The organism is Caloranaerobacter sp. TR13 (assembly GCF_001316435.1).
GTDB lineage: Bacteria > Bacillota > Clostridia > Tissierellales > Thermohalobacteraceae > Caloranaerobacter.
On the sequence record NZ_JXLL01000001.1, the window covers coordinates 270,741 to 287,475 of the forward strand.

Annotated in this window: 15 protein-coding genes; all 15 read left to right on the forward strand. The window is 28.6% G+C overall.

Features of this window, described 5'->3' with window-relative positions; all coding sequences use genetic code 11:
* Positions 1-19 precede the first annotated feature (19 nt).
* The 15 genes from TR13x_RS01260 (at position 20) to TR13x_RS01325 (ending at position 16,731) form a co-directional block, all read left to right on the forward strand.
* Complete coding sequence (locus TR13x_RS01260; protein ID WP_054870067.1) at positions 20-1,642, forward strand: SpoIID/LytB domain-containing protein; 1,623 nt, start codon at positions 20-22, stop codon at positions 1,640-1,642.
* A gap of 13 nt (positions 1,643-1,655) precedes the next feature.
* Positions 1,656-2,681 carry a tRNA preQ1(34) S-adenosylmethionine ribosyltransferase-isomerase QueA gene (queA, locus tag TR13x_RS01265; RefSeq protein WP_054870068.1) on the forward strand — a complete coding sequence of 342 codons (1,026 nt, stop codon included), beginning with the start codon at positions 1,656-1,658 and terminating at the stop codon, positions 2,679-2,681.
* A 16-nt stretch (positions 2,682-2,697) separates the two neighbouring features.
* The gene (gene tgt, locus TR13x_RS01270) at positions 2,698-3,816 is read left to right on the forward strand and encodes a tRNA guanosine(34) transglycosylase Tgt (protein ID WP_082394734.1); all 1,119 of its coding nucleotides are present in this window, start codon (positions 2,698-2,700) and stop codon (positions 3,814-3,816) included.
* A 52-nt stretch (positions 3,817-3,868) separates the two neighbouring features.
* Positions 3,869-4,135, forward strand: coding sequence for a preprotein translocase subunit YajC (gene yajC / locus TR13x_RS01275; RefSeq protein WP_054870070.1), 267 nt, complete (start codon positions 3,869-3,871; stop codon positions 4,133-4,135).
* A 104-nt stretch (positions 4,136-4,239) separates the two neighbouring features.
* A complete protein-coding gene (locus tag TR13x_RS01280) occupies positions 4,240-4,629 on the forward strand; it encodes a TIGR04086 family membrane protein (RefSeq protein ID WP_054870071.1) in 390 nt (129 codons plus the stop codon).
* Positions 4,630-4,693: 64 nt separating this feature from the next.
* On the forward strand, positions 4,694-4,831 hold the full coding sequence (gene scfA / locus TR13x_RS10870) for a six-cysteine ranthipeptide SCIFF (protein ID WP_082394735.1): 138 nt from the start codon (positions 4,694-4,696) through the stop codon (positions 4,829-4,831).
* Positions 4,832-4,951: 120 nt separating this feature from the next.
* Entirely contained in the window at positions 4,952-6,301 is a 1,350-nt protein-coding gene (gene scfB, locus TR13x_RS01285; protein WP_054870072.1) for a thioether cross-link-forming SCIFF peptide maturase, read from the forward strand.
* A 22-nt stretch (positions 6,302-6,323) separates the two neighbouring features.
* Entirely contained in the window at positions 6,324-6,827 is a 504-nt protein-coding gene (locus TR13x_RS01290; RefSeq protein ID WP_054870073.1) for a gamma carbonic anhydrase family protein, read from the forward strand.
* A gap of 99 nt (positions 6,828-6,926) precedes the next feature.
* Positions 6,927-8,195, forward strand: a complete 1,269-nt coding sequence (secD, locus tag TR13x_RS01295; RefSeq protein WP_054870074.1) for a protein translocase subunit SecD — start codon at positions 6,927-6,929, stop codon at positions 8,193-8,195.
* A gap of 16 nt (positions 8,196-8,211) precedes the next feature.
* Entirely contained in the window at positions 8,212-9,099 is an 888-nt protein-coding gene (gene secF / locus TR13x_RS01300) for a protein translocase subunit SecF (protein WP_054870075.1), read from the forward strand.
* Positions 9,100-9,213: 114 nt separating this feature from the next.
* A complete protein-coding gene (locus TR13x_RS01305; protein ID WP_369813257.1) occupies positions 9,214-10,893 on the forward strand; it encodes an ABC1 kinase family protein in 1,680 nt (559 codons plus the stop codon).
* Positions 10,894-10,908: 15 nt separating this feature from the next.
* Positions 10,909-11,295 carry a lipopolysaccharide assembly LapA domain-containing protein gene (locus tag TR13x_RS01310; protein WP_054870077.1) on the forward strand — a complete coding sequence of 129 codons (387 nt, stop codon included), beginning with the start codon at positions 10,909-10,911 and terminating at the stop codon, positions 11,293-11,295.
* Positions 11,296-11,360: 65 nt separating this feature from the next.
* A complete protein-coding gene (recJ, locus tag TR13x_RS01315) occupies positions 11,361-13,901 on the forward strand; it encodes a single-stranded-DNA-specific exonuclease RecJ (protein ID WP_054870078.1) in 2,541 nt (846 codons plus the stop codon).
* The gene (locus tag TR13x_RS01320) at positions 13,892-14,404 is read left to right on the forward strand and encodes an adenine phosphoribosyltransferase (protein WP_054870079.1); all 513 of its coding nucleotides are present in this window, start codon (positions 13,892-13,894) and stop codon (positions 14,402-14,404) included. Before recJ ends, TR13x_RS01320 begins: the two co-directional genes overlap by 10 nt.
* A 173-nt stretch (positions 14,405-14,577) precedes the next feature.
* Positions 14,578-16,731: a bifunctional (p)ppGpp synthetase/guanosine-3',5'-bis(diphosphate) 3'-pyrophosphohydrolase gene (locus tag TR13x_RS01325; protein ID WP_054870080.1), complete on the forward strand. Its 2,154-nt coding sequence runs from the start codon at positions 14,578-14,580 to the stop codon at positions 16,729-16,731.
* Positions 16,732-16,735 lie beyond the last annotated feature (4 nt).

The window sequence follows — 16,735 nt, forward strand, 5'->3', positions numbered from 1 at the left end:
AAGTTTAAGGGGTGAAATTTTGAATGTAAAAAGAGTTTTAATAATTATTTTAACAGTAATGTTAGCTCAATTTGTTTCTATAAATGTTTTAGGGGACGAAAATTATAAAGAATATATAAGAGTGGGCCTTAAAAATCCAATGGTATTTGAAGATCAAGCTGTTATTAGCACTAAAAATGGGTTTTCTATTGGTACTATAGATAGTAACTATAATGAAATATTAAAAACCGATGCAAAAAGTCTATTTATTAGATTAGATGATTTTTATAAAATCGAAGGCGATGCTTTAAAACTAGTTAATGAAAACGAACAGTCAGATTATGGTTCATATCACTTGGAAATACAAGGAGAATATACTGTATATAATGATATAAAAGTTGAAATTAATAAATTGAAAAATTCTGGGGTTAATGCATATCCGTATTATGATGGAAAGTTTAGAATTTGGCTAGGATTTTATAAAACTTATGAAGAGGCATCAAAAGAGGCAGGAATATTATCAGAAAAACTTGGTAAACAAATTAATATAATAGATAAGACTAAAACTAGAATTATAATTGAGGATGCTGAAGGAAATATTTTATTGGTATTAAACTCAGATACAAAGATTTATATCAAAGAGAACGTAGTTGAAGTGAATGAAAGCATAATAGCTATAAATGGAAGTAATTATAGAGATTATTTGACTTTAAACAGAGTAGATAAAGAGCTTATAATTATAAACTATCTTCCACTAGAACATTATTTATATGGTGTAGTGCCTAGAGAGATGTCTGTAAATTGGCCTCTTGAGGCATTAAAAGCACAAGCAGTAGCAGCTAGAAATTATGCGTTAGTTAATTTAAAAAAGCATGAGGATTTAGGCTATGATTTGTGTGATACACAAAATTGTCAAGTATATGCAGGCTATGATTGGGAGAGCCTAAAAAGTAATAGAGCTGTTGATGAAACCTATGGAAAAGTTCTAAAATATAATGGAAAGTTAGTAAATGCATATTTCCATTCTACTAATGGTGGACATACTGAAAATAGTGAAAATGTTTGGGGATATAAAATTCCTTATTTACGAGGAGTAAAAGACGATTTTTCTATAGATTCACCAAATTATAGTTGGCAGTTAGTTTTAAATAGAAAAGAGGTAAAAGAAAAACTTGAAGCAAACGGTATAAATATTGGAGATATTTATTCTATTGAACCTTTGGCTTTTTCTGAATATGGAAGAGTGTTAGAATTAAAAATCGAAGGAACTAATGGAGTAGAAATTCTAAAAAAAGAAAAAAGCAGAAAAATATTTGGGTATAGTTCATTGAAAAGCACTTGGTTTAATGTAAAATCAGATGCAGATGTGTACGTTGTTACTGGCACTGATTTTGAACCAATTAAAACAACTTTAAATAAAGTTCATGTTATTTCAGCAAATGGTTCAATTACTAGTACTAAAGATATGTATTCTCAAGTGAGAATAACAAATGGGGAAGAAACTAATATAATGCCTGTAATACCTAATGTATATATTTTTGAAGGTAGAGGATGGGGGCATGGACTTGGTATGAGCCAATGGGGTGCTAAGAAAATGGCTGAATTAGGATATAATTATAAACAAATACTAGAGTATTATTATACTGGAGCAAAAGTTGAGTAAAGGATGTGGTTAAATGAGAAGACAAGATTTTTACTTTGATTTACCAGAAGAACTTATTGCGCAATGTCCAATAGAAAAAAGAGATAGCTCAAGACTGATGATTTTAGATAAAAAAACGGGAGCTATTGAACATAAAGAATTTAAAGATATAATTGACTATTTAAATGAGGGTGATTGTTTAGTATTAAATGATACAAGAGTGATACCTGCAAGACTTTTTGGGCAAAAAGAGAAAACAGGTGGTAAGATAGAATTCCTACTATTAAGTCGAATTGAAAAAGATAAATGGGAAGTATTAGTTAAACCAGGCAAAAGAGCGAAGGTAGGAACTACATTTGTTTTTGGTGATGGGATTTTAAAAGCAGATGTATTAGATATTGGTGAAGAAGGTATTAGAATAGTTGAGTTCAAATATGATGGAATTTTTGAAGAAGTACTAGATAGGTTAGGAGAAGTTCCATTACCACCATATATAAAAGAAAAATTAGAAGACAAAGAAAGATATCAAACAGTATATTCAAAAAAAGAGGGCTCAGCAGCTGCTCCAACTGCTGGACTTCATTTTACAGAAGAACTACTAGAAAGAATTAAGGAAAAAGGAGTAGAAATTGTATATATAACTCTTCATGTAGGACTTGGGACTTTTAGACCTGTTAAAGTTGATAAGTTAGATGAGCATAAAATGCATTCTGAGTTTTTTGAAGTTAGTGAAGAAGCAGCAAATAAAATAAATGAAATTAAGAAAAAGGGTGGAAAAATAATAGCTGTAGGAACAACAACAACTAGAACATTAGAGTCAACAAGTAATAATGAAGGATTTGTTGTACCTAAAAAAGGATGGACAGATATATTTATCTATCCAGGTTATAAGTTTAAAGTTATTGATAGGCTTATTACAAATTTTCATTTACCTGAATCTACATTGATTATGTTAGTTAGTGCATTAGCAGGCAAAGAAAATGTTTTAAGAGCTTATAATATTGCTGTCAAAGAAAAATATAGATTTTTTAGTTTTGGAGATGCTATGTTAATAAAATAAGTGAAGGAGGCAACTGATGGCTGTAAAATACGAATTAATTAAAGAATCTACTGAATGTAAAGCAAGATTAGGTAAACTACATACACCTCATGGCATAATTGAAACACCTATATTTATGCCTGTAGGTACTAGAGCGACTGTAAAGACAATGACTCCGGAAGAATTAAAAGATTTAGGAGCTCAAATTATATTAAGTAATACTTATCATTTATATTTAAGACCGGGTCATGAGTTGATAAAAGAAGCAGGAGGGCTTCATAAGTTCATGAACTGGGATAAGCCAATACTTACAGATAGTGGTGGTTTCCAAGTTTTTAGTTTGGGTGATTTAAGAAAAATTACTGAAGAAGGTGTTGAATTCAGATCTCATATAGATGGTTCTAGACATTTTATAAGTCCTGAAAAATCAATTGAAATACAAAATGCATTAGGGTCAGATATTATTATGGCGTTTGATGAATGTGCACCATATCCTAGTGATAGAGATTATGTAAAACATTCTCTTGAAAGAACAACTAGATGGGCTAAAAGATGTAAGGAAGCACATAGAAACCCAGAAACTCAAGCACTATTTGGAATAGTTCAAGGTGGTATGTATAGAGATTTAAGAGAGCAAAGTGCAAAAGAGATTATAGACTTAGATTTTCCAGGATATGCGATTGGTGGACTAAGTGTAGGTGAGCCAAAAGAGCTCATGTATGAAGTACTTGATTATACAGCACCATTGTTACCTAAAAATAAGCCTAGATATTTAATGGGAGTTGGTAGTCCAGACTGTTTATTTGAAGGAGTAATAAGAGGTATTGATATGTTTGATTGTGTTTTACCTACTAGGATAGCTAGAAATGGTACTGTAATGACAAGTCAAGGTAAAGTTGTTATTAGAAATGCTAAATATGCTAGAGATTTTGGAAAGCTTGATCCCGAATGTGATTGTTATACGTGTCAAAACTATTCAAGGGCTTATATTAGACACTTGTTTAATGTGAATGAGATTTTAGGAGCTAGACTTACTACTATACACAATTTATATTTCTTGTTGAAGTTAATGGAGAATATTAGATTAGCTATTAAAGAAGATAGATTGCTGCAATATAAAGAGGAATTCTTTAAAAAATATGGATATATTAAATAAAGGAATTTAAATTGCAATATAGAATATATAAATTAAGGAAGGGGGGAATGGTATGCAACAATTTTCAGCATTATTATTGCCAATTCTATTTTTAGTTATATTTTACTTTATCTTAATTAGACCACAACAAAAGAAAGAGAAAAAAATCAGAGAGATGAGAAATAATTTAAAAGTCGGCGATGAGATTATTACAATTGGTGGTATTCATGGTAAAATTGTAAAAATCAAAGATGAAATAATAACTATTGAAGTAGGTGCTGATAAAAATAAATTTAATGTTTCAAGATGGGCAATTGGCAATGTTGTAGATAATAAATAATAGCTTATTTACATAAAAGACTTCCTTGAAGGAGGTCTTTTTTTCTTGTAATTAATTAGATTTTTTTTGCATAAGTTTAAGTAAGGAATATTGGGGGTGGGAAAATGAAATTAAAAGTTAATGAGGAAAATAATAATTATATGGTTACAACTTTAAAAGGTGTTTTAATAAGTATTGTTATTTCTATTATATGTATTGTTATTTTAGCTGTAATATTAACTTATACAAGTTTATCAGAAAGTGTAGTACCAATTTTAAATTCTATAGTTATGATAGTTAGTATTACCATAGGGGCGATTTATTCATCTATTAGAATTAAGAGAAAAGGATGGTTTAATGGTGCTATTGTTGGTTTGCTATATTTTATATTGCTAATACTAGTGAGCTATATTTTTATACGTTCATATAAATTTAATAGTCATGTTATAATAAAAGGAATAGTTGCGTTACTTACAGGTGCAGTTGGTGGAATGATTGGAGTTAATTTAAAATAGCACTTTATAATTAAAAATCAATATGTTATAATCTATTAAGAAAAAATTATTAAGGAGGTATATTATGAAGCACATAAATACAATAAGCGGTCGTAGTTTAAAAAGTACAATTGTAAAAGGTGGATGCGGAGAATGCCAAACTTCATGCCAATCAGCATGTAAGACTTCTTGCACTGTTGGAAATCAAAAGTGTGAGAAATAATTATTACTACATATTAAAAGTAGTGGTTATCCACTGCTTTTTTTCTGTTTAAGTGTAAATTTATTTGATTAGATTCACGCTTTAATATAAAATAAAAGTTGCGACAGTATTTAAGGAGGAATGTATATGAATATACATATGTTTCAGATGAATGAAAAAAACATAGTATTGGATATTAATAGTGGTTCAGTTCACGTAGTAGATGAAATTGTATGGGATATAATTAAACTGTATGAAGATAAAAGTTTAGAATCAATCATAAATGATTTGAAAAATAAATACAATCAAGATGATATTTTAGAAGCTTATAAAGAAATACAAACTTTAGTTGATAATGAATTATTGTTTACTAAAGAAGAAAATCTAAATATAAATTATAACCCACAAAATATTGTGAAAGCCCTATGTCTGCATGTAGCACATGATTGTAATTTAAAATGCGAATATTGCTTTGCTTCTCAAGGGGATTTTAAGGGTCAAAGACTGTTGATGCCATTAGAAATTGGTAAAAAAGCATTAGATTTTTTAGTTGAAAGTTCGGGTAATAGAAGAAACCTTGAAGTAGATTTTTTCGGTGGGGAACCTCTAATGAATTTTGATGTTGTGAAAGAGTTAGTTAAATATGGCCGTGAATTAGAAAAAAAGTATGATAAGAGATTTAGGTTTACTATTACTACTAATGGACTTTTATTAAACGATGATAATATGAAATTTATTAATGAAAACATGGATAATGTAGTACTTAGCTTAGATGGCAGAAAAGAAGTAAATGATAAGATGAGAAAAACAATAAATGGTAGTGGTAGTTTTGATACTATAGTTCCAAAGTTTTTGGAACTTGTGAAATTAAGAGGAGAAAAGTCATATTATGTTAGAGGTACTTTTACAAGTCACAATTTAGATTTTTCTAAAGATGTTTTAAAACTTCATGAAATAGGGTTTGACAGTATTTCAGTTGAACCTGTAGTTGCAAGTCCTGAAAATGATTATGCAATTTTAGAAAAGCATTTAAAAACTATATTGAGTGAGTATGAAGAATTATCAAGTAAATATATAGAGCTTAAAAAAGCAGGGAAAGGCTTTGAGTTTTTCCATTTCATGATTGATTTAAGTCAAGGACCTTGTTTGATTAAAAGAGTAGTAGGTTGTGGTGCTGGTGTGGAATATTTAGCTGTTACCCCTGAAGGTGATTTATATCCTTGTCATCAATTCGTTGGAAATGAAGAATTTAAGATGGGTGATGTTTTTAGTGGTGTGCTAAACGAAGAGCTAAGAGAACAATTTAAGAAAGCCAGTGTATTAACAAAAAATGAATGTCAGGAATGTTGGGCTAGATTTTACTGCAGTGGAGGATGTCATGCAAATGCTTATAACTTTAATAAAGATATAACTAAACCATATAAAATCGGTTGTGAAATGGAGAAAAAAAGGATAGAGTGCGCTATATCAATAGTTGCAAATGGATGCTAAAATAACATAAGGAGGTTTTAGTATGTTAAAAGAATATGAAGGTAAAAAGCCTCAAATACATGACACTTGTTTTATTGCAGACAGTGCTGAAATAATTGGGGACGTTGAAATAGGAGAGAACACGAGTGTTTGGTACAATACAGTAATAAGAGGAGATGAGAACCCTATTAAAATTGGTAAATATACAAATATTCAAGATGGATGTGTGATACACATAAGTAAAGAATATGAAACAGTTATAGGAGATTATGTTACTATTGGACATAAAGCAATAGTACATGCATGTAAAGTAGGTGATAATGTTTTGATAGGTATGGGAGCTATAATTTTGGATGGTGCTGAAATTGAAGATAATGTGTTAATAGGTGCAGGGAGTATTGTGACACCGGGAAAAAAGATTCCATCAGGAACTTTAGTGTTGGGTTCACCAGCAAAGGTTGTAAGGAATCTAACTGAAGAGGAAATTATGCATTTGAAACAGTCAGCTGTAGATTATGTTGAATATGCAAGGAAACACAAAAAATAGCTTGAATAAAGTTAAGATATAACAAAGTTATATAATGTTGACTCATTTTTACAGGAGTTATATAATAAATATAATGATGATTTGAAGGGGGCATAACAAATGAACTTCAAAAGTATTACTATTTTTCTATTGATTGTTGCAATAGTTGGATTTATTAGTTATTCAGCGATTTTCGGGGTCAATTTAGGCAAGTATGAAATTACACCTGCAAAAGAAAATATGAAACTTGGTTTGGATCTAGAAGGTGGAGTATTTGTTGTATTAGAAGCTCAGACTGATGCGCAAGGTGCAGAATTAGAAAAGAAAATGGAACAGGCAAAAGCTATTATAAGACAAAGAGTAGACGGATTAGGTGTGGCTGAGCCTAATATAGTGTTAGAAGGCAAGAAAAGAATTAGAATTGAGTTACCAGGTGTAAAAAATGCACAGGATGCTATTGATATTATTGGTAAAACAGCACAATTACAATTTATTGACCCTAAAGGTAATGTTGTTGTAACGGGAAAGAACATAAAGAGATCAGAAGTTACTTATCAGTTAAATAGAGAAAAAGGAAGAGAAGAGCCTGTTGTTGCTTTAGAGTTTGATAAGGAAGGTACTAAGAAGTTTGCAGAAGCAACTCGTGAACTCATAAAGAATGCAAATTCAAAAGATAGAATCATATATATAGTTCTAGATGACGAAGTGATTTCAAGTCCTGTAGTTAGTGGTACTATTACAGATGGTAAGGCCGTGATAACAGGTGGTTTTACAGTTGAAAAAGCTAGTAAATTAGCAACTTTAATAAGAGCAGGTGCATTACCTGTTGAGATGAAAGAAATACAAACTTCAGTTATTGGACCTACATTGGGATTAACATCATTGGACAAGAGTATTTATGCTGCGAAAATAGGACTTATTTTGATATTTTTATTTATGTTAATATATTATAGAATACCGGGATTAATTGCTGATTTAGGGCTTACTATATATATATTACTAGTTTTAGGTGCTATGATTTATTTAGATGCTACTTTAACTTTGCCAGGTATCGCAGGTTTAATTTTATCAATTGGTATGGCTGTAGACGCTAATGTTGTAATTTTTGAAAGAATTAAAGAAGAAATAAGAGCAGGTAAGACATTAAGAGCTGCTGTTGATTCAGGGTTCAAAAGAGCTTTACGTACTGTTATAGATGCTAATGTAACTACTTTCATAGCAGGAGTTGTGTTATTTAAGTTTGGGACAGGTCCTATTAAGGGATTTGCAGTAACATTATTAATTGGTCTTGTTGCTTCAATGGTTACAGCAGTATTCATCACAAAATACCTGCTAAAACTAACTATTAAAATGAATATAACCAAAAACACAAAACTTTATGGAGCATAAAAGAGGGGGATTTGACGTGAATATTATAAGAAATAGAAACAAATTTTTCCTTATATCTTTAACCATAATTGTGGTAGGTTTAGTAATGGCAATCGTAAGTGGCTTAAACTTTGGTATTGATTTTACTGGAGGAACTTTACTACAGATTGATTTCGGGAAGAAAATACCAGTTAGTGAAATAAGAGAAATTACAGATCAATTTGATAAAAATGCAAGTATTCTTCATGCTGGAGATAATAAAGAGCAGGTAATAATAAAGACAACTTTAGATTTAGATAATAAAGATAGATTAGAAATATTTAATAAGTTTAAAGAAAAGTATAATCTTGATGATGAAGCTTTTGTTCAGTCACAAAAGTTTGGACCTTCTATAGGAGGGGAAATAAGAACTAAAGCATTATTATCAGTAATAATAGCTACTATTGGTATGCTTATATATATCACTTTTAGATTTGAATTTAAGTTTGGTATTTCAGCTATTATTGCCTTAATTCATGATGTTTTAATTGCACTTAGTGTATATGCTATTTTTAAAGTACCTGTTAATAGTTCTTTTGTTGCGGCTATATTAACTATAGTAGGTTATTCAATAAATGATACGATTGTAGTTTTTGATAGAATTAGAGAAAATATAAAGATTATGAAGAAGGATAAATATGAAGAAATTGTAAATAAAAGTATTTCTCAAACTATTGTAAGATCTATTAATACATCATTTACGACATTATTAGCTATAGTAGTTTTATATATTTTCGGAGTTGAGGCCATAAAGGATTTTGCTCTGCCACTAATAGTTGGTATAATAGCTGGTACTTATTCATCAATATTTATAGCTAGTCCTATATGGTATCTATTAAAAACAAGAGTATCAGATAGAAATAATTATAATCCTAATAGAGTATAAAATGATAAACTGCCGCAAGGCAGTTTTTTTTCTAAACGAAGAGTTTCTGTAATATATATTTAACTTAAGACAATAATAATGGATATATATACCACTAATAGAGGGGTGGTAAGATTGAAATTGCTTTTTGGTAAAAAAAGGAACAAACTAAAAAGATATAGAGAAATCGCTAAAATATTAACAAAATATGGATTTGGTATGGTTGCTGAAAAAATTGATGATATAAGTATTATTTCAAAAATTTTTATAAAAAGAGCTAAAAAATATAGTCAAAATTATACTAGAGGCGAGAGAATTAGATTTACATTGGAAGAACTAGGACCTACTTTTATTAAGTTGGGACAAATTCTTAGTACAAGATATGATATTTTACCTAATGATATAGTAGATGAGCTATCAAAGCTACAGGATGAAATTACTCCTTTTGATCTAGATACTGCAAAAAATATAATTAAGAATGAGTTAGGAAGGAAGTTAGAAGATATTTTTATGGAGTTTGAAGAAGAACCTATCGCAGCTGCATCAATTGGTCAAGTTTATCGTGGCGTACTAAAAAATGGTAATAAAGTTGTAATTAAAATACAGAGACCTAATATAAATACAGTAATAAAACAAGATATTGATATCTTATATACTTTAGCTAAAATGTTTGATGATATTTTAAAGAAAAAAATAGTTATTAGTGCAAGAAATATTGTAGAAGAGTTTTCTTATTTTATCAAAAAGGAGCTAGACTATACATATGAAGCTCAAAATTGTGAAAGGTTTAGAATGCTTTTTAAAAATGATAAAAGAGTTATAATTCCTAGAATATATTGGGAATATACAACAAAAAAAGTGTTAGTAATGGAAGAAATAAGAGGAATTAAGGTAAGTAATATTGATGAGATTGATAAAATAGGATTTAATAAGGAAAAATTATCTGAACTAGGTGCAAAGATTTTCTTAGAGCAGATATTTGTACATGGATTTTTTCATGGCGATCCACACCCTGGTAATATTTTAATATTATCAGAAGATAAAATAAGTTTTATAGATTTTGGGGTTGTAGGTTATTTAGATAATATGACATTTGAATTTATAACTACTTTATTAAAAGCGACTCTTAACAGGGATATAGATAAGATAGTAGAAAGTCTATATAAAATGAATGCAATCTCTGATGAAACCGATGAAATTGGATTGAAAAAAGAATTGTTTTTTATTGTAAATCATTATTTTAATTTGCCAATTAATAAAATTAACTTCGGAGAAGTTTTTAATGAAATTATGACTATATCATATAAATACAAACTAAGAATACCTTCACAATTAATATTATTAATTAAATCAATAATCACGATTGAAGGCACAGGGAAAAAATTAAATCCTCAATTCAATTTATCAAAAATTTCTAAAGAGATTATAAAAGAAGTAACAAAAAGAAAATTAAATCCTAAACTTCTAACAAAAAAAATTATAGATAATACGACTGAAAATATAGAAAATATTTTCGAGATTACTAATAAAGTTAATAATATACTATATAAAATAGATAACGATAAACTAAAAATTAAAATGGAAATAGAAGGATTAAGTAGGTTGGAAAAAGAAATATATATAATAACAAATAAGTTATCATTAAGTTTAATAATTTCATCAATTATTGTAGGATCATCTATAATAATTCAATCTCATACAGGTCCTGAAATATTTGGGATGTCAGCTTTTGGACTAATAGGTTTTGTAGCAGCTGGGATTTTAGGAGTAGCATTAATTATTTCTATTTTACTAAATAAAAGGAATTATAAATAACTAGGGGGTATTTTAATGGAAATAGGCTTTATATTTTCACTTATTTTCGCAATACTAGTAGCGGTGTTTGCTTTAAAAAATGCAGACAGTGTTATGATTGATTTCTTTTTTGCTAAGATTCAAGTTTCTCAGGCTATAGTTATATTCGTATCAGCAGCATTAGGGGCAGTAATAGTTACTATATTAGGACTTGTAAGACAGTTGAAATTAACTCTGAAAATAAAAGAGCAGGCAAGAAAAATTAAAAAATTAGAAGAAGAAAAGACTTTATTAGAGAGTAGAATTGAAGAGATTATTTCGGAAAAAGATTTAAAGATAGAAACTGATTTTGAAGCGAGTAATAAAGAAATTGAAATAAAAAATATAAATTCAGAAGAAAACAGTGATAACGAAAATGAATAATAAGAGATTGATGTATGCTCTATATGTTTTAGCATATATAGATTTTAATGTAGTAGGTGAAGTATATGATTAGATATGAAAAATTTGTGAAACTATACAGTGAAGATTACAGTAGTATAAATGAAATTAGTAATGCTTTTGACATATCTAGTATAACTGCGAAAGTTATTATAAATAGAGGCATTAAAACTATAGAAGAATGTGAAAATTTTATTAATGTAAGTCTGAAAAATCTGTACAATCCTTTTTTACTTAAAGATATGGATAGAGCTGTTGAAAGAATAATTGAAGCAATTCAGAAAAATGAGCAAATATGGATTTATGGAGATTATGATGTAGATGGAATTACTAGCACTACAATTTTAAAACTGTATTTAGAAAAGATAGGTTGTAATGTTGAATATTATATACCTAATAGAATGACAGAAGGATATGGTATTAATAAAGATGCTATTGACTATATAGTACATAAAGGTGGACAACTTATTATTACTGTTGATTGTGGTATTACAGCAAATGATGAAGTTGAATATTGTATTGAAAAAGGTATTGACATTATAATTACAGATCATCACTTGTGTGAAAGTGAAATCCCAAATGCTCTTGCAGTAATAAATCCTAATAGAAAAGACAGTGATTACCCTTTTAAGAAGCTTGCTGGAGTAGGTGTTGCTTTTAAATTGATTCAAGCAATATCAATTAAGTTGAATTCTGAAATACCTATAGGAGAAATATTACCTATTGTTGCAATAGGAACGGTAGCAGATGTAGTTTCGCTAACAAGCGAAAATAGAGTTTTAGTTAAAGAAGGTTTAGCGTTAATTAATCGAACTGAAAATATAGGGGTACAAGCATTATTAGAAGTAACTGGATTGAAAGATAAAGAAATATCAGTTGGACACGTAGGTTTTGTACTAGGTCCTAGAATTAATGCAGTTGGAAGGCTGGGTTCTGCTAAAACAGGTGTAGAGCTTTTGACATCTAAATCAATCAAAGAAGCTTTAATACTAGCTAATGAGCTAGATAAAGTAAATAAAGAACGCCAGGAAATTGAAATGAAAATACTGAAAGAGGCAGAAGAAATTATTAAAAATGACGATAAATATGAAAAAGAAAAAGTACTTGTAATCGCAAGAGAAAATTGGCATCATGGTGTAATTGGTATTGTAGCATCACGAATATGTGAAAAATACTTTAAACCATGTATATTAATAGCAATTGAAGGTAAAGAAGGAAGAGGATCTGCTAGAAGTATACCAACTTTTGATATATATGAAGGACTAAGCAAAGTAAGTAAGTTTTTTAATAAATTTGGCGGACATAAACAGGCTGCAGGTTTATCAATAGATAGAGAAAAAATAGATAGTTTTAGAAAAGAAATAAATGAAATTGCTGAAAAATTACTTATGGAAGAAGATATGATTGACGAGATAAAAGTTGATGATATATTAAAAGTGAAAGATATAAATTATAAAATTATAGAAGAATTAAAGTTGTTAAAACCATATGGAATTGGCAATCCATCTCCGTTGTTTATTATTAAAGATGTAAAGGCTATTAATATTAAGAATGTTGGTTCGGATGGAAAACATTTAAAATTTAGTATTAAAGATGATAAAGATGTTATGGATTGTATAGGTTTTAATTTAGGCCATAAAGCACAACATATTAATGAAGGTGATAGTGTAGATATTGTGTTTGTTCCTGATATAAATATATATATGAATGAAAAAAAACTCCAATTGAATGTTAAAGATATATTTATTAAAGATAACATTAGTACTGATATTGAAGAAGAGTATTATCTAAACTTTATTAATAATTTAAGAAAGAAAAAAAATAATACAAAGTTTGATTTGAGCAATAGAATAATTATAAAAGAAGTTGATGACAAGATAGGAAGTTTAATTGAATTTTTACATAATAACGAAAATGTTTTAATTATAATAAATAATTTATTAAATGCAAAAAGAATAATTAATGAGTTACATTATCAAGGAAGAGAGTTTAATAAAAGAATATCTACCAATATTGGAGATATATTAAATATTAGGACGAATACGTTATTAATTAATCCATTACATCAAGACTACGATTTAAAAATATTTAATAAAATAATTTTTTTTGATATTTGTTTTGATGAAAACGATTTTTTTGATATAATAAAAAGGTTGATAGATAAAGAAGTATATTTACTATTTAATGAAAAAGATTTTAAAATGAATCAGCTTTTGTTAGATAACTTTATTCCTAAATTAAATGAACTAAGAATTGTTTACAAAACTTTTCTTTTAAATAAACAAAATATATTTAAAATCGATGCTGTAAATTATTTTAATTATTTAAATAAAAGTTTTAAAATTAAAATTAATAAAAGTAAATTTATCTTCTCACTAGAAATACTAAAAGATTGTAATTTGATTGATTTTAAAGTTAATCAGAATAACTATTATATAAAATTAAAGCAAAAGCCTACAGATAATATCGAAATACTAGAAATACCTATATATAGAAGTGCTAATTTGCTATTAAATAATCAAAGTAAAATGAAGAATACATTTCTAAATTTATTTGAAATAAAAAAGGAGGAAATGGCATGGATTTAAAAAGCAAAATCAGAAATATTAAGGATTTTCCAAAGGAAGGAATAAATTTCAAAGACATAACAACTGTTTTGAAAGACAAAGAAGCTTTTCGCTACTTAATAAATCAAATGGCAGAGAAATTAAGAGATAAGGAAATAGACATCATTGTTGGACCAGAAGCAAGAGGCTTTTTGATAGGCGCTCCTCTAGCTTACGAATTAGGAGCTGGATTTGTACCAGTACGTAAACCTGGTAAATTACCAGCAGAGACAGTAAGTGTAGAGTATGAACTGGAATATGGTACAGATAAGTTAGAAATGCATAAAGATGCGATTAAGCCAGGACAAAAAGTTGTTGTAGTTGATGATTTATTAGCAACAGGTGGAACTGTACATTCTACGGTAAAATTAATTGAACAACTTGGCGGAGAAGTAGTTGGAATTAGTTTCTTTATAGAATTAGAATTCTTAAATGGCAGAGAATTGCTTAAGGATTATGAAGTTAATTCATTAATTAAATTCTAAGAAGACTTAAAATATATTACTTAAAAAATCCCACATCTGTGGGGTTTTTTAACATAAGTGGTTTAGTTAATAATATTATTATGTTATACTATATCTATATAATTTAATGGAAAATTATGAGTTTACATAACAATGTTATGGAAACCAAAAAATAAGTAAGAGGGTGAATTGATTTGTTAAACAGTCTCATAGATAAAATAAAGCAGTATAACCCTCATGGTGATATAGATATTGTAAAAAAAGCTTATTACTTTGCAGAAACTTCACATGAAGGGCAGTATAGAGTATCAGGAGATAAATATTTTATACATCCTTACAATGTTGCTTTAATATTGGCAGAACTCAATATGGATACAACTACTATAGCTGCAGGTTTATTACATGATGTGGTTGAAGATACAGAAGTAACATTTGATGATATTGAAAGAGAGTTTGGTTTAGAGATTAGAAATTTGATTGATGGAGTTACAAAACTAAGAAAATTGAAATTCAGTTCAAAACAGGAAAGACAAGCAGAAAACTTAAGAAAAATGATTATTGCAATGTCTAAAGATATTAGGGTTATTATAATTAAGTTAGCAGATAGGCTTCATAATATGAGAACTTTAAATTATATGTCTGAGGCAAAGAAGAAAGAAAAAGCCTTAGAAACTATTGAAATATATGCACCTATTGCTCATAGATTAGGTATTTCAAAAATTAAATGGGAGTTAGAAGATTTAGCATTAAGATATCTTGATCCTGAAGGTTATTATGACTTAGTTGAAAAAGTATCAATGAAGAGAAGAGAAAGAGAAAAGTATATTAACACAGTTATAGAATTATTATCTAAAAAATTAGATGAAATGGGTATAAAGAGTGAAATTAATGGTAGACCAAAGCACTTTTACAGTATTTATAGGAAAATGGTTTATCAGAATAAAACGTTTGAACAAATATATGATTTAACAGCTATTAGAGTTATAGTAGATAGTGTTAAGGATTGTTATGGTGTATTAGGTATAGTGCATACAATGTGGAAGCCAATACCTGGTAGATTTAAAGATTATATTGCTATGCCGAAGCCTAATATGTATCAATCTCTACACACTACAGTTATTGGACCACAAGGAGAACCTTTAGAGATACAGATTAGGACATGGGAAATGCACAGAACAGCAGAATATGGTATAGCAGCACATTGGAAATATAAAGAAGGTATAACTAAGAGTGATGATTTCGATAAAAAATTAAGCTGGCTAAGGCAGTTATTGGAATGGCAAAATGAACTAAAAGACCCTAAAGAATTCATGGAATCATTAAAAATAGATTTATTTACAAATGAAGTTTTCGTGTTTACACCAAAAGGTGATGTAATTAGTCTACCAGCTGGCTCAACTCCAATTGATTTTGCGTATAGAGTGCATACTGCAGTTGGTAATAATTGTATAGGGGCTAAAGTAGATGGTAGAATTGTACCTCTTGATTATAAGCTGAAAAATGGCAATATTGTAGAAATACTTACTTCTGCGAATAGTAATGGTCCAAGCAGGGATTGGTTAAAAATTGTGAAAAGTAGCCATGCAAAGAGTAAGATTAGACAGTGGTTTAAGAAAGAAGAAAGAGCACAAAATATTAATAGAGGTAAAGAACTAATTGAAAAGGAAGTAAAAAGACAAGGCTTTAAATTAACTGAAATTTTGAAAGAAGATTGGTTACAAGAAGTAGCTTCTAAATTGAGTTTAAATAATATCGATGACTTATATGCTGCAGTTGGTTATGGTAGTATTACATTATCACAGGTAATTCATAAACTAAAAGAACTCTATAAAGAATATTATAAAGAAGATAAGAAAGATGAAGAAATAGTAAAACAAATAAAAAATAATAAAGAGTACAGACCAGCTCAAGGAGTAAAGATTAAAGGTATAGATAATATTATGGTGAGATTTTCAAAATGTTGTAACCCAGTGCCTGGAGATGAGATAATAGGTTATATTACTAGAGGAAGAGGGGTTTCAATTCATAGGAAGGATTGTCCAAACATAGCTGACCTAAGTATACAAGATAGATTTATAGAAGTAGAATGGGATGATGCTAAAAAGGTTTCTTATCTAGCAGAGATACAAATTAAAGCTACTGATAGGTCAGGTTTGTTATCTGAGATTACTCAATTATTAACAGAGAAGAATTTAACAGTTACTTCATTGAATGCTAGAACGAATAGGGAAAAAATAGCTCTTGTAAATTTAGTTTTGGAAATTAAAAGTGTTGAACAATTAAATGAATTAATGAGGAAGATTAGAAGCATTAATGGAGTTATTGATGTGTATAGAGTTATTACTTAGAAAG